This is a genomic window from Neisseria sp. CP9, assembly GCF_047758525.1.
Lineage (GTDB): Bacteria > Pseudomonadota > Gammaproteobacteria > Burkholderiales > Neisseriaceae > Neisseria.
Genome location: NZ_CP180502.1, coordinates 1,903,870 through 1,922,419 on the forward strand (window position 1 = coordinate 1,903,870; position 18,550 = coordinate 1,922,419).

Annotated in this window: 20 protein-coding genes; 17 read left to right on the forward strand and 3 right to left on the reverse strand. The window is 49.3% G+C overall.

The window, feature by feature from the left end; all coding sequences use genetic code 11:
- Positions 1-112 precede the first annotated feature (112 nt).
- The 14 genes from ACMYUL_RS09090 (at position 113) to ACMYUL_RS09155 (ending at position 11,463) form a co-directional block, all read left to right on the forward strand.
- Positions 113-1,420, forward strand: a complete 1,308-nt coding sequence (locus ACMYUL_RS09090; RefSeq protein WP_070513735.1) for an RNA polymerase subunit sigma — start codon at positions 113-115, stop codon at positions 1,418-1,420.
- Positions 1,421-1,546: 126 nt separating this feature from the next.
- Complete coding sequence (locus ACMYUL_RS09095; RefSeq protein WP_342031029.1) at positions 1,547-2,221, forward strand: site-2 protease family protein; 675 nt, start codon at positions 1,547-1,549, stop codon at positions 2,219-2,221.
- A gap of 133 nt (positions 2,222-2,354) precedes the next feature.
- The gene (gene dusB / locus ACMYUL_RS09100; protein WP_415772938.1) at positions 2,355-3,395 is read left to right on the forward strand and encodes a tRNA dihydrouridine synthase DusB; all 1,041 of its coding nucleotides are present in this window, start codon (positions 2,355-2,357) and stop codon (positions 3,393-3,395) included.
- A gap of 2 nt (positions 3,396-3,397) precedes the next feature.
- Positions 3,398-3,769, forward strand: a complete 372-nt coding sequence (locus ACMYUL_RS09105) for a toxin (protein WP_342031027.1) — start codon at positions 3,398-3,400, stop codon at positions 3,767-3,769.
- Between the two features lie 165 nt (positions 3,770-3,934).
- The gene (locus ACMYUL_RS09110) at positions 3,935-4,150 is read left to right on the forward strand and encodes a LysE family transporter (protein ID WP_415772940.1); all 216 of its coding nucleotides are present in this window, start codon (positions 3,935-3,937) and stop codon (positions 4,148-4,150) included.
- Positions 4,140-4,505: a LysE family translocator gene (locus ACMYUL_RS09115; RefSeq protein WP_415772942.1), complete on the forward strand. Its 366-nt coding sequence runs from the start codon at positions 4,140-4,142 to the stop codon at positions 4,503-4,505. The genes ACMYUL_RS09110 and ACMYUL_RS09115 overlap by 11 nt, the downstream gene beginning before the upstream one ends.
- A 179-nt stretch (positions 4,506-4,684) precedes the next feature.
- On the forward strand, positions 4,685-4,924 hold the full coding sequence (locus tag ACMYUL_RS09120) for a Fis family transcriptional regulator (protein WP_003761869.1): 240 nt from the start codon (positions 4,685-4,687) through the stop codon (positions 4,922-4,924).
- A gap of 31 nt (positions 4,925-4,955) precedes the next feature.
- Entirely contained in the window at positions 4,956-5,729 is a 774-nt protein-coding gene (locus ACMYUL_RS09125; RefSeq protein WP_415770110.1) for a glutamine amidotransferase-related protein, read from the forward strand.
- A 46-nt stretch (positions 5,730-5,775) separates the two neighbouring features.
- A complete protein-coding gene (locus ACMYUL_RS09130; protein ID WP_415770112.1) occupies positions 5,776-6,639 on the forward strand; it encodes a DMT family transporter in 864 nt (287 codons plus the stop codon).
- A gap of 100 nt (positions 6,640-6,739) precedes the next feature.
- The gene (locus tag ACMYUL_RS09135) at positions 6,740-7,561 is read left to right on the forward strand and encodes a hypothetical protein (protein WP_415770114.1); all 822 of its coding nucleotides are present in this window, start codon (positions 6,740-6,742) and stop codon (positions 7,559-7,561) included.
- A gap of 278 nt (positions 7,562-7,839) precedes the next feature.
- Positions 7,840-9,420: a bifunctional phosphoribosylaminoimidazolecarboxamide formyltransferase/IMP cyclohydrolase gene (gene purH, locus ACMYUL_RS09140; protein ID WP_342031025.1), complete on the forward strand. Its 1,581-nt coding sequence runs from the start codon at positions 7,840-7,842 to the stop codon at positions 9,418-9,420.
- An 88-nt stretch (positions 9,421-9,508) separates the two neighbouring features.
- Positions 9,509-10,105, forward strand: a complete 597-nt coding sequence (locus ACMYUL_RS09145; protein WP_415770116.1) for a hypothetical protein — start codon at positions 9,509-9,511, stop codon at positions 10,103-10,105.
- 228 nt (positions 10,106-10,333) lie between these two features.
- Positions 10,334-10,540 carry a hypothetical protein gene (locus ACMYUL_RS09150; protein WP_141745738.1) on the forward strand — a complete coding sequence of 69 codons (207 nt, stop codon included), beginning with the start codon at positions 10,334-10,336 and terminating at the stop codon, positions 10,538-10,540.
- A gap of 269 nt (positions 10,541-10,809) precedes the next feature.
- Positions 10,810-11,463 carry an isochorismatase gene (locus ACMYUL_RS09155; protein WP_415770118.1) on the forward strand — a complete coding sequence of 218 codons (654 nt, stop codon included), beginning with the start codon at positions 10,810-10,812 and terminating at the stop codon, positions 11,461-11,463.
- A gap of 429 nt (positions 11,464-11,892) precedes the next feature.
- On the opposite strand, the gene ACMYUL_RS09160 is transcribed toward ACMYUL_RS09155, so the two are convergent.
- The 3 genes from ACMYUL_RS09160 to fnr all read right to left on the reverse strand — a co-directional run bounded on the left by ACMYUL_RS09160 (position 11,893) and on the right by fnr (position 15,916).
- Positions 11,893-13,485, reverse strand: a complete 1,593-nt coding sequence (locus tag ACMYUL_RS09160) for an L-lactate permease (protein WP_342031022.1) — start codon at positions 13,483-13,485, stop codon at positions 11,893-11,895.
- Between the two features lie 543 nt (positions 13,486-14,028).
- The gene (locus ACMYUL_RS09165; protein ID WP_415770120.1) at positions 14,029-15,102 is read right to left on the reverse strand and encodes an MBL fold metallo-hydrolase; all 1,074 of its coding nucleotides are present in this window, start codon (positions 15,100-15,102) and stop codon (positions 14,029-14,031) included.
- 79 nt (positions 15,103-15,181) lie between these two features.
- Entirely contained in the window at positions 15,182-15,916 is a 735-nt protein-coding gene (gene fnr, locus ACMYUL_RS09170; protein ID WP_415770122.1) for a fumarate/nitrate reduction transcriptional regulator Fnr, read from the reverse strand.
- Positions 15,917-16,059: 143 nt separating this feature from the next.
- On the opposite strand from fnr, the gene hemN reads away from it, so the two are divergent.
- The 3 genes from hemN (at position 16,060) to ACMYUL_RS09185 (ending at position 18,485) form a co-directional block, all read left to right on the forward strand.
- Positions 16,060-17,481 carry an oxygen-independent coproporphyrinogen III oxidase gene (hemN, locus tag ACMYUL_RS09175; RefSeq protein WP_415770124.1) on the forward strand — a complete coding sequence of 474 codons (1,422 nt, stop codon included), beginning with the start codon at positions 16,060-16,062 and terminating at the stop codon, positions 17,479-17,481.
- A gap of 131 nt (positions 17,482-17,612) precedes the next feature.
- Positions 17,613-17,945 carry a hypothetical protein gene (locus tag ACMYUL_RS09180; RefSeq protein ID WP_415770126.1) on the forward strand — a complete coding sequence of 111 codons (333 nt, stop codon included), beginning with the start codon at positions 17,613-17,615 and terminating at the stop codon, positions 17,943-17,945.
- 234 nt (positions 17,946-18,179) lie between these two features.
- Positions 18,180-18,485: a glycerol transporter gene (locus ACMYUL_RS09185; RefSeq protein ID WP_415770128.1), complete on the forward strand. Its 306-nt coding sequence runs from the start codon at positions 18,180-18,182 to the stop codon at positions 18,483-18,485.
- The last annotated feature ends 65 nt before the right edge of the window (positions 18,486-18,550 follow it).

The window sequence follows — 18,550 nt, forward strand, 5'->3', positions numbered from 1 at the left end:
GACCTTTCGGCGTTTTTAGAAACCGAACAATACAATGATGTTGTCACATTAAATTATTTGTGTTAAAAGTCATTTACATTCCCATTGGATTGTTTTTTTTAAGGAACAGTAAATGAAAAAGACGTTTTGTCTAGTATTGGCGGCGGCATTTGGTTTGAGCGCATGCAGCAGCCTTGAAAACAAATCTGCCCATGAAATGATGGCAATTTCCCTTGATCGCGTCTATACGGATGATTACAGCTATAACATTGATAGCGAAGTGAAGTTTCATACTTCTACTGCCGAAGCAGGTGTGGCGCCGGAAAGCGAGAAGAAAGCCCGTTTGGAAGAAACAAAGAAGGATCAAGCCGAACTTGACAAACAAGTCAAAGAATTGAACGAAGACGGAATCGAACTTTCGGAAGAAGATCAGACCAAGCTGAAAGAAGCCTTGCTGGACACCGACAATGATAAATGGTTCACTGAGATGCTCGACAAATGGCAGGAATATCCGGTTGCCGGACGTTATTTGGAAGGCGTGCGTTTGAAATCGCATATAGCTATTGACCTACCTGCCAAAAAAGCCGAATGGATTCCCGCTATTACAGTTAACCATCGCAATGAGCAATTGAATATCCAATCTCCCATGCTGATTGATGGTGAAAATCTCAGCCTGACTATTGATCAGCCTTTGCTCAACTCGATGATTATGAGCTTCTTTACGAGCGAAGAGATCCGTAAGCGTTTGGCTGAAGAGCAACCCATCAGCATCCAGCTTAAAGATGAAGAGATGGTAAAAGGTATTCCTTTGCGCCATGCAACAAAGGCGGCATTTAAAGCCTTTATTGAAGCCAGCAAAGCTGCTCCTGCTGAAGCATACCGCCTTGAAAATATGGATGAATTCGGTAAGCAAAACAAAGCAAAATATCGCATCCATTACACCCATAAAGACGAATATGACCCGCTCTTTATCAATGCTTTCGCTAAAGAATTCAAAAAAGAATTTGATGCTCTGAAGAAAAAACCGGAGGAAGGCTCTACGGCTGAAGGCTACGAGAAAGTTGAAAAATTCTTTGGCGAGTTTATAGATAGTACAAAAGAGAAAGGCCTCTCAATGCACTCCGGCTTTGAAAAGATGGTCGGCATGCCTCTCTATTATGACTACTATCTGAATGGAAAAGGCAGATTGTTGGCAACGCGTATTTATACGCAGGTCAACAGCAAAAGCAACACTCAGGCGTTGAACATCGTTATGGAAAGTATTTACCACAATTACGGCAAACCCGTATTCAAGTTTAAGCCTGCAAGCGAAAAAGTCATCGACATAAAAGAGTTGACAGTACCTATCATATCTAGATTATTGTTGCCATCGGGTTATGACCCAGAGGCAGAAACTGATTCCGAAGAAAATACTGAAGAACATTCAGCAACTGAAGAATAATCATCTGCCGACAGGCCGCCGAGATTTTCGAGCGGCCTGCTTATTGCAAATTTGACAGTGTTTACCTACGATGAGCCCTTGGTGCATTTCGTCTGAGTTTTTCAGACGACCTTTTTAAGGAAAACTATGTTTGGAAACTTTGATTTCAGTTATGTGCTGCTTGCTATCCCACCGGTGATGCTTTCCTTGGTCATGCGTGAGATTGCACGCGGTTATGTTGCATATCGCTGTGGCGACCCCACCGCATTACAATTCGGACGGTTGACATTAAATCCGATGGCGCATATCGATTTGATAGGAACAATCATCGTACCTGCGTTGAGCCTGGCGTTAACACCGTTTGTTTACGGCTGGGTACGCCCCATACCGATCAATGCCCGCAATTTTAAGAATGTACGCAGCGCGCGGAGATGGATTGCCGTTGCCGGTCCGGTAACCAATCTGATTCTGGTGTATTTCTGGGCGATGCTCTCGTTTTTAGGTGGCGCTGTCCCAGAGGCGTATGTTGACCCATTAATGATCATGACCCAGTTTGGTATGACAATTAATATAGTTTTGATCGTCATTAACCTGCTTCCGATTTTGCCGCTCGATGGTGGCGTCATTCTTGACTCTTTCCTCAATGCAAAATGGTCTATGAAGTTTCGTCAAATCGAACCTTATGGAACATGGATTGTTTTGGCTTTGCTTCTTACGGGCGCGTTGTCGGGTTTGATTAACTTATTTTCTCTGATGATAGGGAGTTCAGTCTCTATCTTTACCGCATTGATTTTGGCAGGTATAGCCGACTTAGTAAAATAGCAAGGTAAATGGAAAACAAAGGTCGTCTGAACTTTTTCAGACGACCTTTTTTCCTATCCGTCAAAGTAAATCCCATTGGAAACCCTGCTTAAAAATTGTACAATGGCAGCCCTTTCCATACGGCGGTTTGACCATGCGCATCGGCGGCTACATTATCGACAATCCCATTGCACTCGCCCCGATGGCGGGCATTACGGACAAACCGTTCCGCCGACTTTGCCGAGATTTTGGCGCGGGTTGGGCGGTGTGCGAAATGCTGACCAGCGACCCGACGCTTAGAAATACCAAAAAGACCCTGCGCCGCAGCGATTTTGCCGATGAAGGCGGTATCGTTTCCGTCCAGATTGCCGGCAGCGATCCGCAGCAGATGGCGGATGCCGCGCGTTACAACGTCAGCCTCGGGGCGCAGGTTATCGACATCAACATGGGCTGTCCCGCCAAAAAAGTCTGCAACGTTCAAGCCGGCAGCGCGCTGATGCAGAACGAACCGCTGGTTGCCGCCATTCTCGAAGCCGTCGTCCGCGCGGTGGACGTTCCCGTGACCCTCAAAACCCGTTTGGGCTGGCATGACGACCACAAAAACCTGCCCGCCATCGCCCGCATCGCCGAAGATTGCGGCATTTCCGCCCTTGCCGTCCATGGACGCACACGCACGCAAATGTACAAAGGCAAAGCAACTTACGACCTGATTGCCGAAACCAAAGGTCATCTGAAAATCCCCGTCTGGGTCAACGGCGACATCACTTCGCCGCAAAAAGCCGCCTCCGTCCTCAAACAAACCGCCGCCGACGGCATCATGATAGGGCGCGGCGCACAAGGCAGACCGTGGCTCTTCCGCGATTTGAAACATTACGCCGAACACGGCGTTTTGCCGCCTGCCTTGAGCTTGGCAGAATGCAACGCCACCATTTTGAACCACATCCGCGCCATGCACGCGTTTTATGGCGAAGTCGCCGGTGTACGCATTGCCCGCAAACACATAGGCTGGTACATCAACGAAATGCCCGACGGCGAGCAGATACGCAGGGACATCAACCGCTTGGACAGCGCCGCGGCACAATACGACACCCTTGCTGCCTATCTTGAGACGCTTTCAGAAAAAACTGACCGCTGGGTGTGTGAGTATCGTGGAGGTAAGGCGTTTCAGACGACCTTTTTATCTTGGGAGAAGTAAATATGAAATTAACGCCGCGTTTACAAAGCTTGGGTATTGCTGCGCTGTTGATGACAGGATACGGTTTTTATGCTTATGACTATAATTTGATAGCCTGTAAATTAATGGATCGCTCTTGGAATGACGACAAGGGCAGGTGCATTAATCCCAATTGTCGTCAACATGATGCGTGTATGCTGAGTGCAGGGGAGGATAAAGCAACATGCGAAACCATCCGCCCTGGCGACAGCTTGGATAAAGCTTGGTATGTGCTGGGTAAGCCTTGGCATGAGGAAAACGGGCGGTTCTTTTGGAGTAATAAATATGGAGATCATGTAGCAGAAATCGAACCTGACGGAGAAAAGGTTGGCAAGATTACCTGCTTGGGGGAGTAGGTTGCGTGGACTGTAATCCGGCATGGTGAAGGCTTGATGGTTAATCTTCATTCATTTTTAAAGGCTGATGTGCCTTTCTACAACCTCCTCTTTAATACAAAAGGCTTCAGTATGACTTTTGGGCATGGCTTTTGGATTATCACCGGCGTATATTTTTTGGCGTGCATGTCGCCCGGTCCCGATTTTGTACTCGTTTCGCAGCAGGTGTTGAGCCGGGGGCGGGCTGCCGGAATGTTGACCGCGCTGGGCATTGCGTTGGGATTCGGTATCCACATTATTTATTCCGTACTCGGCTTGGTCACGCTGGTGGCTCAGTCCACCCCCGCTTCTGACCGCGGTCAAAATCGTCGGCCGCCTGTATCTGCTGTATATCGGCTATAAAGGTTTGCGCGCGAAAGCTGCGGGCGGGACGGTCGAAATCCGTAAGGACCATATGGCGGATGAACCGACACGGAAAACGATATGGCGCGGGGTGTTGTGCAATGTGCTGAACCCGAAGGCGGTCGTGTATATGCTGTCGCTGTTTACCGTCGTATTGTCGCCGGATACGCCGATGTGGCAGATGGGGGTTTATGGCGTATGGATGGCGCTGATGCTGTTCGTTTGGTTCAGCCTTGTCGCGCTGATGTTGTCCGCCCCTGCCGTGAGCAAACGTTTTCAGCGTTTCGGCCATTGGATAGACCGATTTTGCGGCGGGGCGTTGGCTTTGCTGGGGATTAAGGTTATCAGCGGGTAGCTTGGGTTGTCGGGCCAACAGGATGATTTTTATCCGGGAATGGCGGCAATATCAGGTCGTCTGAAAACACAGTTTCATCGAAATAAAAAACAATTTATCTATACAAACTCAACAAACGTCGTCTGAACCCCGTTTCAGACGACCTGTCATTTTTTAAAAATAACGAAGGAGGATATGTTATGAAACAACCCATCCCCGATATTGCGCAATGCGTTGAACAGAATTTGCAACAATATTTCAAAGACTTGAACGGTACGGAGCCTTGCGGCGTGTACGATATGGTGTTGCACCAAGTGGAAAAACCGATGCTCGCGTGTGTAATGGAACAATGCGGCGGCAATCAGTCTAAAGCGGCGGTGATTTTGGGGCTGAACCGCAATACGCTGCGTAAGAAACTGTTGCAGCACGGTTTGCTGTAAATATCAGGCTTGTTGCAAAGGGAGAAAACTGATGAAGCAGGAACTTCGCCATGACAGCGGTACGTGGGGGAAAACGTTGAACGTCCATTTCATCCTGCACGAGGCATTTGAAGTGCCGGGCGCGTATTGGAATTGGGCGCGGTCGCGCGGGCATCGTACGGCGTTGACTAAGGTTTATGAGTCGGAAGCGTTGCCCGAAAACGCGGACGGTATCGATTTCCTGATTGTCATGGGCGGACCGCAGTCGCCCGATGAAGACAGGCAGGCTTTTCCGTATTACGACCCTGAAGCCGAGCTGCGCCTGATACGTCAGGCGATGGCGGAGGACAAGTACATTGTCGGTGTGTGCTTGGGCGCGCAGCTTTTATCCGTCGCCTACGGCGCACGGCACGGGCGCAGCCCGCACCGCGAAATCGGCGTGTATCCGGTCGAGTTGACGCAGGAAGGTTTGAACGACCCGCATACCGCCTTGTTGGGCGCGTCTTTCCTTGCGGGGCATTGGCACGGGGATATGCCCGGACTGACGGATGGGGCGGCAGTATTGGCGGCGAGCAAAGGCTGTCCTCGCCAGATTGTCCGCTTCTCTCCCAAGCATTATGCGTTTCAGGCGCATTTGGAATTCGACCGCGCTGCCGTCGGCCTCTTGATTGCCGCCGACGGGCGCGAAAACTTGGCGGCGCAAAGTAGGACGCAGGCTTATGTGCAGCATCCTGATGAAATCGAGCGTTTCAATTTTACGCAGATGAACGCGAAACTCTTTGCCTTTTTGGATTCGCTGACCGAATCGGGGCAGGGTGGGTCGTGATGTCCTGCCTTTCATCAGTGCATCCTTTTATCCGACGACTTGAGCCATGATTTACCAAATACTCTCCTTATTGATTTGGGGCAGCTCGTTTATCGCCGCCAAATATTCTTACGAGATGCTTGATGCCGCGCTGATGGTCGAGGCGCGGCTGTTGATTGCTGCGTTGATGGTGCTGCCTTCCTGTTACCGTCATTTCGGCAAGATTCCGCGCCGCGAGTGGAAGCCCTTGTTGTGGATTGCCTTTATCAATTACGTCGTGGTTTTGCTGCTTCAGTTTATCGGTTTGAAATACACGTCCGCCGCCAGCGCGATTACCATGGTCGGGCTTGAACCCTTGCTGGTGGTGTTTGTCGGGCATTTCTTTTTCAACGACAAAGCGAAAATTTACCACTGGATTTGCGGTGCGGCGGCGTTTGTCGGGATCGGGATGATGGTGTTGGGCGGCGCTGAAGAGGGCGGCGCGGTCGATTGGTTCGGCTGTTTGCTGATTTTGCTTGCCGGAATCGGTTTTGCCGGTGTGATGCGCCCGAGCCGAGAGATGATTGCCCGCATCGGCGCGCCTGCATTTACTTCTGCTTCCATGGCGGCGGCGGCGGTGTTGTGTCTGCCGTTTTCGCTGGTGTTGGCTGAAAGTTATGAAGTCCGCTGGTCGTGGGGCGGCGTGTTGTCGGTTTTGTATTTGGGAGTGGGATGCAGTTGGCTTGCCTATCTTTTATGGAATAAGGGCATGAACAAAGTCCCTGCCAATGTCTCCGGACTCTTGATTTCGCTCGAACCTGTTATCGGCGTCATCATGGCGGTATTGATTCTGGGCGAACATTTATCCGCCGTGTCAGCTTCGGGCGTGTTCATCGTCATCGCCGCGACGTTTGTCGCAGGATGGCTGTCGAACAGGGGAAAGAATACGTAAGGGGTTGTCTGAAAACGTGTAAATCGGGTTTTTAGACGACCTGAGAAGGTACGCAAGTATCTTGTTTTGATGTCGTTTTAAAAATATCAGGAAATTCTCGATGAAATATATGATTGCCCTGCTGCTTGCCGCTAGCCCCGTTTTGGCATCGGCTGCGCCCAATAACGACAAAGCTGCCGTCCAAGCAGCTATTGCCCAGTATTACAACCGTCCGCTTGAGGCGCACAACTGCCAGCTTACCGAGCCGCCGAAAGACAGTGAGACAACATCTGACAATATTATGTATTGCATGAAACCCGTTGCCGACCATGCCGTTACCCGCAACGGTACGCCCACGCGCTATGTGTTGTACACGGGTTTTGCCTACGATATGAAGCGCAAAGTCAAACAGGACGCGCATGCTTCTTCGGGTCTGGCGGAATTGTTTGTTTTGGAAAAAACAGACGGAAAGTGGGCAATCAAACAACATGGAAGCGATGAAATCGGCGCATGGGGGGATGTGCCGGAGAATAAGGATTGGCGGTTTGTCCAGATGGGTGAGCAAAACTGGGGCTACACTGTCGAATCAGGCTATACGGGTCAAGGCGAAACGACAACTGGAAGAAACTTTCTGTTTACCGATAATAGCAACCGTATCCGTCGCAGCTTCATTGTGAATGGTAAAGATAATGGCGCATATTATGGCAATTGCGATGAATTGAAAGGGCGGGCAAAACGTAATTGTGAAGACCGCTATACCAGCATCGATGCAAAAATTGCTTTTGACAAAAGCCGCCCTTCAGCCTCAGGCGTGTGGGCATTAAGCGCAACGGTGAAGGGGGAGGATGGTAAAAAACGTTATAAAAATCAGAAATATGTGATTCCTTATGACGGTAAAACACATGTTGCACCGAAAAGCTATCCGCTCAATATTAACCATTGAGGCTGTTTGATGTTCATCGAAAACGCTTAAAACCGCGCATTCCGTATCGAAAACGGAATCCTTGTGAAAGACTGATTGAAAACGGCAAGGAAATGGGGTTTCAAGCAGTAAAGGTCGTCTGAAAACGGGTCAACCCGGTTTTCAGACGACCTTTTTTATCGAAAAAATTGTCAACAATTTTTCCAGAAAACAGCTGCTAAAACTTCGAAACTGGGGGATAATACCGCCCCTGAAAGTGTTTGTTTCCAGTTATAAATCTCTGTTTAAAAGGAATCCTCATGCCTTCCATCAAACGCGCCCTGATCAGCCTGTCCGACAAAAACGGCGCAGTCGAATTTGCCCAAACCCTGCACAAACTCGGTGTCGAAATTCTCTCCACCGGCGGCACGGCGAAGCTGCTTGCCGATGCGGGCGTTCCCGTGATTGAAGTCGCCGACTACACCGGTTTTCCCGAAATGCTCGACGGCCGCGTGAAAACGCTGCATCCGAAAATCCACGGCGGTATTTTGGGTCGGCGCGATTTGGGCGAACACGTCGCTAAGATGGAAGAGCACGGCATCGGCAACATCGACCTCGTATGCGTCAATCTTTACCCCTTCGCCGCCACCATCGCCAAGCCCGGCTGCACGCTGGAAGACGCGATTGAAAACATCGACATCGGCGGCCCGACCATGGTGCGCTCCGCCGCGAAAAACTGGAAACACGTCGCCATTGTTACCGACACCGCCGACTTCCCCGCCATCGCCGCCGAAATGGAAGCCAACGGCGGCGCATTGAGCGACAAAACCCGCTTCAACCTGTCGCGCAAAGCATTCAGCCACACCGCCCAATACGACGGCATGATTTCCAACTACCTCACCTCGCTTTCAGACGACGTATTGAGCGGCACGCCCCAAATCGGCGAGTTCCCCAGCCAGTTCAACCAAAGCTGGATTAAAGTGCAAGACATGCGCTACGGCGAAAACCCGCACCAACACGCCGCGTTCTACCGCGATGTGTATCCCGCCGCAGGCAGCCTCGCCGCATACCAACAGCTCCAAGGCAAAGAATTGTCGTACAACAACATCGCCGATGCCGATGCCGCTTGGGAAGCCGTCAAATCCTTCGACGCGCCCGCCTGCGTGATTGTGAAGCACGCCAACCCGTGCGGCGTCGCTGTTGCAGCCGATACATTGACCGCCTACCAACTCGCCTACGCCACCGACACTACCAGCGCGTTCGGCGGCATCATCGCCTTCAACCGCGAAGTAGACGGCGCAACCGTGAAACAGATTACCGACAATCAATTTATGGAAGTCCTCATGGCGCCCAAGTTCACCGCCGAAGCTCTCGAAATCGCCGCTGCCAAGAAAAACGTGCGTGTGTTGGAAGTGCCGCTTGAGGCAGGTGCGAACCGCTTCGAACTCAAACGCGTCGGCGGCGGACTGTTGGTACAAACGCCCGACATCCACCGCATCAGCCGCGCCGATTTGAAAGTCGTCTCCAAACGCCAGCCGACCGAGCAGGAATGGAACGATTTGCTGTTCGTTTGGAACGTCGCAAAATACGTCAAATCCAACGCCATCGTGTTCGGCAAAGGCGGTCAAACCTACGGCATCGGCGCAGGCCAAATGAGCCGCGTGGACAGCACCCGCATCGCCGCCCGCAAAGCGCAGGACGCAGGTTTGGACTTAAACGGCGCATGCGCCGCCTCTGACGCTTTCTTCCCCTTCCGCGACGGCGTGGACGTGATTGCCGAGCAGGGCATCAAAGCCATCATCCACCCCGCAGGCTCGATGCGCGATCAGGAAGTTTTCGACGCAGCGGACGAACACGGCATTGCGATGGTAGTAACGGGTGTTCGCCATTTTAGGCATTGATTCAAGTTTGATTGAAGCAAAGGTCGTCTGAAAATCTTTGACCATTTTCAGACGACCTGTTTTTGTATCTTTATATTAGGAACACTACATGAGCGAAGAAATTTTTTATCCTGCTACACCTGAACAAAAAGCAGATTTGTGGGCGTTGTTTAAATGGTTTGAAGTCTCGGAAGAAGATTTGGCTGTTTTGCAGCGGGGTGAATGGGTTTATCAGATTCAAGAAAGCCTTTGGGCTACGTTACGGAAGAGGGGATGGCCTTCAGGGGAAAATGGCGATGGTTCCGGTGCGGAGCTGGAACAGGTTAAGAATTTTTATATCCGTGTAGATGAAAATGAAGAGTCAATGGAAGAATTGGGGTATGGGGAAGAGTGGGCGGATATCTTCTGCGTCTTGCGCAGATATGGCGCAACATGGTATTCAGATTGGAAATTCGAACCGGAAGAGATGGAAGCGATCGTCCGGAATCTATTAGGTTGGGATGAATGGGAATGGGAATATCCCGAAGAGACTTATAGTGAAGAACTGTTTCCTTATGTACAAGAGGCATTGGAGAGGGATGGTTTGGTGTTGTGTGACGTACCGACCGGTGATGATGGTTACCTGTTTGCGATTTTTTGGCTGGATGATATCGAAGCAGTACAGGCAACGGCACGACGCTTGGATTTGGAAGTGGAGATTTGTTGATTTGTCCCGTTCGCGATGAGCGGGGACGATAATATTGAAGTGGAAAAGCCGCAAAGATCGATGATGTCGGTTTTATCAATTACTTCATTATGGCTCTGTTTCATAAGCAAGGGTCGTCTGAAACAGGTTTTGTACTTTTTCTGACTTGAATTTTTCTGAAATGATTCGGTTTGCAGTTAAGCGAACCGCTCAATATCCGCTATAAAACGCGCAACACGGGTAGAAACCGTGTTGCGCGTTTTATTTGTTTGGGGCTGTGGCGGTTGGTATGGCAAGGTTTTTGCACCGTTTATTTTTGCCCTTGGTGGAGAAAAATCAGCTTGTAACGCGGATATTGCCAACAATTTTTCGCTTTTTGGGGTGAAATTTCCTTTTAAACAACAGTTTTATTCAATATGTATCATATTTCACGAATGCAGAGAAACCATAAAATAAATAAGAAATTAATGAATGAAAAGAATTGTTTAAAAATGATATTTGATTAGAGTATTAGCCTTAAATACCACAAAAATTATATTTACTGCAAGTATTGTTACAAATCTTAAATTATTTACTAGCCATATAACGATTATCCTGATATTATACCGCTCATCATAAATATACCGATTATCTTCAAATTAAACCATTCGTCTGGTGTCAGTGATTGAGCGGAGCAATCCTGATTCTGTTTGCAGAATAGAATTAAATAAAGAGAGCCATACCATATGACTACCGTTGCAATCGACGTCCAACCGCAATTTCGCTTTACCTGTATGGCTGCTAATGCAACCCATTTTTTGTTGCGTCCGGAAAATATGGTTAATGAACTTAACCGCCAGGCAGCGTTGGCAGATAAAAGGGTTTTAATTGAGAATGTGAACATCGATCCGGAGAGCATTTGTGCGACCGTCGTCAATCGCAACGGTGTTATGTTCGGCCGACCGTCCGGTTTTTTTAGCCAATGCGCCGGAGGTTGTCGTGGGACGCATTTGCTCCAAGGTTTGCCCTCTCCGGCAGATTACGATCATGCGCTCGAATTAAGCGGTAAACATGTTCACGGTGCTTGTTTTCATGAAGCCAATGAGGCAAACAGCACAGAACTGTTGGAATGGCTGCACGAACAAAAAGCCGATACTGTCATTATTGGCGGATTGGCCATCGAAGAAACTGTCGCCAATACGGCCAAGCAATTGTCTTGGTACAGCGATAATCTTCATATTATTGTCAATCTCGGTGCCTGCCACGGCTACGCGCCTGAAAGCACCATCGAGACTATCTATGAAATGCGGAGAATGGGTATCACTGTTGCTTCGAATGCCGAAGCCATTCCAGAGCTGATGCGTCGTTTCTCCGGCATAAACCAGGTTAAAGTGTCGTAATCTCTTGCTATTACTCCCAGCTGCAAGAGTTTCTTAGGGTCGCCTTTTGGCGGCCCGTTTTTTTATCTGCATTTTTTTATCTTTAAAAGAAGAATTCAGACGACCTGCTGTCTTTGGATGTATAGAGGGGAGGGCATGTGCTTGTTGTGGTGACAGATTTTCACGGCTCATTGTCTTGTTTTATATCCGTCTTTGATAGCAGACTCGATAGGAATGGGACATTCCATATGCGCCCACTTTCAAGCAAACGGATAGATGTCCATGAAGAAGATTTGGTTTGTTGGTTTTTATTATGGATATGTTTGCGACTGAAGATAGGTTTCTATACGCAAGTATGATGGTAGGGAAGGGGAGTATTGACTAACTGTTTGCTTCATAAAAAAAGGTCGTCTGAATATTTTTCAGACGACCTTTTGGGTTACAAGGTTCTTACCTTAGGGGGAAGAAAATAATTGCTATGGCGACAGCAATCACACCGTAAATCGCCATCGGGATGACGGTTTTCTTGATAATCGCACCTTCGGCGTTTTTCACGTCCAGTACGGTACATACGGCGATGATGTTGTTGATGCAGACCATGTTGCCCATTGCACCGCCAACGGATTGCAGAGCAAGGATGAGGGTAACGGACAGGCCGGTATCAATAGCGATTTGTTGCTGAATCGGGCCGAATGTCAGGTTGGATACAGTGTTCGAACCGGAGAAGAATGCACCGATAGCGCCAAGGTAAGGGGAAAAGTAAACCCAGTGTTCACCTGCCATCGCGGCAAACTCTTTACCGATGATTTTCACCATGGAGTCGTCGCCGCCGACCATCATCAGTTGAACCATAATCAGCGCGCCCATCAAGGCAAGCAGCGGTTTTTTGGTTTGGTTGAAAGTTGCAGCGTAGAAGGCCCAGGCGTCTTTGAATTTGGTTTTATAAAGCAGGATACAAATCCAAACGGTAAAGACAAACGGAATCCATGCAGGAACGTAAAGAGTTTGGTAAGACGCGCTAACGCCTTGTCCGAAAATGTTGCCGAAGGTAATGGTCAAAGAGTCGCTGACGGTGATTTTGCTCAAATCAAACGGCAGTTGGAAGCTGAACCATTCTTCTTTGCTGGTCAGCAGGCCTTTAATGCCGAGCTGTTTGATGCGGGTAACCACCAGCATACCGATAAGCATACCCAGAGGGGCAAGTGCTTTGGCGACTTGGGCAAAAGGTACTTTTTCGGCATTCGGGTCTTTCGGATGGTCTTTGCTCAAACCCCAACCGTGGTTGGCTGCGAATACAGATACCATCAGACCGATTGCGCCGGCAACGAGTGATGGGAATTCTTCGTTAACCATCGCCAAGGCAACATAAGGAATGGTACAAGAGAAGACGGCAATACCGATGAAGCCCAAGTTTTTACGGATTTCAGACCAAGGCACGATGAAGCTCAAGCCGATGACGGGGATGACGAAACCTGCGAAGAAGTGCATCACGCCAGTTTGTCTGCCGATAGCTAAGATGTTTTCGGGACTCAGGTTTAAGGGTGCGAAACCGAACCAAGTCGGTGTACCCACTGCGCCGAATGATACGGGTACGGAGTTCATGACCAGCGTAAAAATCGCCACTTTCAACGGATTGAAACCCAAACTCATCAGAATCGGAGCGGCAATCGCAGCAGGCGTACCGAAGCCGGATGCACCCTCAATCATAAAGGCGAACGCCCAGCCGATGATCATCAGCTGCGCCACAGGGTTCGGGCTGATGGTCGCCAGCCATTTGCGGATAATGTCGATACAGCCGGTGGTTTCCATCATGCGGTTGAACATAATCGCACCGAAAATCACGGTAATCGGCGTCAGTGTGGAAACCAGGCCGGACGCTGCGGTTGCGTTGAGCAGCATAGCGTCGTCGTTGAAATAAAACAGTTTGATGGCGTAAATCAGCGCGGCGGTAATCGGCAGCGCAATGTAGGAAGGCATACTGTTTTTCTTAACCATCAGCCAAATCAGCAGGATGATGGGAAAAATACTGAGGAATAGTGCCATGGTGAATCCTTAAATCGGCGTTGTTTATCAATTTTTATCATGATGTCGGATGCGGGAGAGATACCGAACCTTAATCTGAGAGTAATTACCAAATAAATTGGTAATACCAATTCAAAAGAATGCCGCATACTTTACGTAATACGATGTAATCGGTCAAGTGATTTATACGCGAACCGCGCGTTGCAAAATAAGGTTTTCGGTTGAGGGGAAATTAGTTTTTTATTATCAGAATATTGCAAAACGGATAAACGGGAGAAGGAGAGAAGTGTTGGAAATGCTGCAACAGGTAAATTCAAAAAGAGGTCGTCTGAAAACAGCTTCCGCTTCGTCGGTATAGTGGATTAACTTTAAATCAGGACAAGGCGACGAAGCCGCAGACAGTACAGATAGTACGGAACCGATTCACTTGGTGCTTCAGCACCTTAGAGAATCGTTCTCTTTGAGCTAAGGCGAGGCAACGCCGTACTGGTTTAAAGTTAATCCACTATATTTATGACTTGATGGAACTTGCTGTATTTGTTTTCAGCCGACCCCTTGGCAGCTTTATTCTAAAGGCTCTGCGAACCAGTCTTGCGTGGCGGTATTGGCATCAAAGACTTGTCCCATTAGCGGAGTCAACGGATTGACACCCAAGTTGCGTGCCAGCGGGATGCTTTGAAGCAGGGGTTCGTTCCAAGCGTGCAATGCCATGGCGTAGGCGCCCCAGTGGATGGGCATGAAGCGCTTGGGCGCGAGTTTCGCGGCGTAGCGGGCCGTTTGTTCGGGGAAGAGGTGGTTGTTGGGCCAATGTTCGCTGTATTGCCCGTTTTCGATGAACGCGATGTCGAATCCGTTGAATTTTTCGGCGATTTTGTCGAAATGGCTGCCTTGTGCCGAGTCGCCGTGAAAATAGAATTTTTCGCCGCCGTGTTCGATGACGAAGCTGGACCACAGGGCTTGGTTGTGGTCGGTCAGGGTTCGGGATGAATCGTGACGGGCAGGTAGTGCGGTGTAGCGGATGCCGTTGCGTTCGGTACTTTGCCACCAATCGAGTTCGGTAATGCGCTCTTGCGGCACGCCCCATTTTTTCAGCAATACGCCCATGCCGAGTGAGACGATGAAATGGCTGTTGCCTTTTGAATTGAGTGCTTGCACGCTGTCTTTTTCGAGGTGGTCGTAGTGACTGTGGGAAATCAGGATGACATCGACGGGCGGCAGTTCGTCGATTTCTGCGGGCGCAGGCTGGAAGCGTTTCATGGTGATGGGGATGGGGGAGACGGAATTGCCGAAAACGGGATCGGTAATGACGGTTTGTCCGCCGATCCGCATCAATAGGGTAGAATGCCCGAACCAGACGAAGCGGCTTTTCCCTTCGGGTGCGGCGAGGAAGGTTTGCCAATCGGGTTTGACGGTAGGCAGAGGTTTGGGCGGGCGCGTTGCCTGCGGGTCGGTCAGGATCTTCCAAAATGCGCTGACGAGGCCGGTCGGTTTCTGCTGCGGTTCGGGGTTGAAGAAGGTTTGCGTTTTCGGGTCGTAATGGTCACTTGCGGGGTAAACGGGATGTTGGTCGGGATAGAGCCAGTAGGCGAGCAGGGCGCAGGCAGTGGTCAAGGCAATGAGTTTTTTCTTGTGTTTCATAATTGGGTTTTATGAAGAAGGTCGTCTGAAAATTTTTCAGACGACCTTGGGTTCTGTTTGAAAATGGTCTCGGTATCCATCAGATGGCGTGCGAACAGCCGGACACCATTTTTTTGAGGTTTTGCGAGTCGAGGATTTTAATGTGTTTGTGTTCGACCGAAATCAAACCTTCATGATGGAACTTGGACAGCGTGCGGCTGACGGTTTCGAGCTTCAGCCCTAAATAGCTGCCGATTTCTTCGCGCGACATTCTCAGGATGAAATCGTTGGCGGCAAATCCGCGCGAATAAAGGCGTTGGGACAAGTTAAGCAAAAACGCCGCCAGGCGTTCTTCGGCGCGCATATTGCCCAAAAGCAGCATCACGCCTTGGTCGCGCACTATTTCGCGGCTCATCAACCGGAAAAAATGGCTTCTCAGGCTGGGGATGTTGTGCCCCAGCTCTTCGATGTGGGTGAAGGGCAGCTCACACACTTCGCTGTCTTCCAAAGCCACCGCGTCGCAGCTGTGGACATGGGAACAAATGCCGTCCATGCCGATGAGTTCGCCGGACATAAAAAAACCGGTAACCTGATCGCGACCGTCCTGACTGGCAACCGTGGTTTTGAAAAAACCGGCACGGATGGCAAACAGCGACGCGAAAGGCTCACCGGTGCGGAACAGATATTCACCCTTCTTCAAGCGGCGGCTCTGTCGGATGACCGCGTCCAATTGGGCAAACTCATTGGGCAAAAGCCCGACAGGCAGGCAGAGTTCACGCAGCGAACAGGAAGAACACAGGGTTTTCATCTGATGCATAGCATTGTGTGTGGTCATAAAACACCCTTAAAATTAAGGTTTTTATCCTGTCATGATTACGTAAGTTATTGACACATATCAAGACAGGTTTATCATACTGTGGCATTCTACCAAACTATCCGAAAATTGCCTAACATCATTACTCTAATCACACACACGCCATGAAAGTAATACCGATACAAAATAATCACAATAGAAACAATGACAAACCTGAGTTCGACCGCGAACTCATTGCTAGCCTTCCTTCCAGCGGTCCGCGCTACACTTCCTACCCGACAGCCGACCGTTTTCATGACGGATTTCGCGAAGCCGAATATATCAATGCCTTGAATCAGCGCGGTATGGGGGCTTTGAACAAGCCCCTTTCGCTTTATATCCACATCCCCTTCTGCAACACCATCTGTTACTACTGCGGCTGCAATAAAATCATCACCAAAGACAAAAGCCGTGCCGATGCCTACATCGAATACCTTGAAAAAGAAATGGAGCTGCTCGCCCCGCATCTGGGCGGACGGCATCAGCTCGCGCAACTGCACTTCGGCGGCGGTACGCCGACTTTCTTGAGCGACGACCAAATCGAACGCGTATTCCGCATGATACGCAAACATTTCCAACTTATCCCCGGCGGTGAATACTCCATCGAAATCGACCCGCGCAAAGTCAGCCGCGAAACCGTCCTTATGCTCGGCAAGCTCGGTTTCAACCGCATGAGTGTCGGTATTCAGGACTTTGATCCCAAAGTGCAGGAAGCGGTCAACCGCATCCAAAGCTACGATGAAACAAAAGAAGTCATCGATGCTGCACGCGAAGCGGGATTCAAATCCGTCAGCGTCGATTTGATTTACGGACTGCCGCACCAAACCGCCGAAAGCATCAAAACCACCATTGATACGGTATTGTCGCTCGATCCCGACCGCCTTGCCCTTTATCACTACGCCCACCTGCCGCATATCTTCAAGCCGCAACGCCGCATCGATACCGAAGCCGTACCCGGCAGCGAAGAAAAACTCGATATGCTGCAATACTGCGTCCAAACCCTGACCGAACGCGGCTATGTCTTCATCGGTATGGACCACTTCGCCAAACCCGATGACGAACTCTCCATCGCCCTTAAAGAAGGCTTCCTCCAGCGCAACTTCCAAGGTTACTCAACCTATGCGGACTGCGATTTGGTCGCCATCGGCGTGTCTTCCATCGGCAAAATCGGCAGCACTTATTCCCAAAACGAACGCGACATCGACGCCTACTACGCCGCACTCGATGCAGGACACCTGCCGATCATGCGCGGCTACCAGCTCAATCAGGACGACCTTTTGCGCCGCAATATCATCCAAGATTTGATGTGCCGCTTCGCCTTGGATTACCAAATCTACGAAAGCGTGTTCGGTATCCCGTTCGACCGCTATTTCAAAGACGAACTTGCCGACTTGGAACAACTCGCCTCCCTCGGACTCGTCCGCCTGAAACCGCACGGACTGACTGTTACCCCCAAAGGCCGCTTCCTGATACGCAACATCGCCATGGTGTTTGACTACCACCTGCGCCACAGGGAAACTAAAGCCCAATATTCGCAAACGGTGTAAACAGGCATGGAAAAGGTCGTCTGAAAATTTTCAGACGACCTTTGTTTTTATTTTCAATACTTTCGGGTAACATAAAACCATATTTGCCGTGTTGTCATGATTCAAGTTAATTTGCTCTAGATACGCTCCCTATGATTACCGAACAGCAAAACGATATCCTCAGCATCAATCAAGTGCAGCTTCTCCTTGCTGAAAAACGCACGGCACTTGCCGTCATGCGTACGGGTATTGCCGTGTTCGCGCTGCCTTTGTCTATTTTCAGTGCATTGATTGCGACATCGAAATGGTATGAGGTTGTCGATGTCTGGCCCTTGCTCGCGCTAGTCAGCCTGATGAACATCAGTTTGATTTTTTTCTCGGTCTATCTGATAACCCGTTCGCTCCGTAGAATGCACCAATACGACCGAATGATTGCCGACATCAAATACAACAATCAGTCTTTGCGTAAACTGCTTGAGTCATAAAATCCAGACGGTTGGGGTAGGGCATAGGTCGTCTGAAAATCAAAATATAGAGGAATTTTAGTTATTTAGTATAGTGGATTAAAATAAAAATGAGACAAGGCGGCAACACCCGCCGTGTACGGGTAGTACATAAGGGCGTTGGCAACGCCGTATCATTGCAATTTTAATCCACTATAAAACATGGCTCCCCCTTATTTGAAGCGACACGATACCATCGCAGTATCAGGATATAAAATGAACATTAAACATAAAGAATGGATAAAAATCTTACTCCTCCCTCATTTAATAACGACCATTTTCTTAGGACCGGCAATAATTGTTTTTTGGTCAGGTGGATTTGTCGGTCTCTACTCTGTTATAAACGTATTCAGTGAATTAGGTTGGCTGAAATATTATATTTATATTGGACTTCCTTTGATTTTTGCGGTGCTTTCACTTGGGTTGTATTGGAAAAATCTGAGGATAGGGAAGATACTGATTTCTTCTGCGATATATTTATGGTTTCTCTTAGGGTTTTTATGCCTAGGGTGGCAGATATAAACTTATTGAAATGACCAACTCAATTGGATATTGGTAGGAATCCTGCCGGATGCACTGATCGTGTT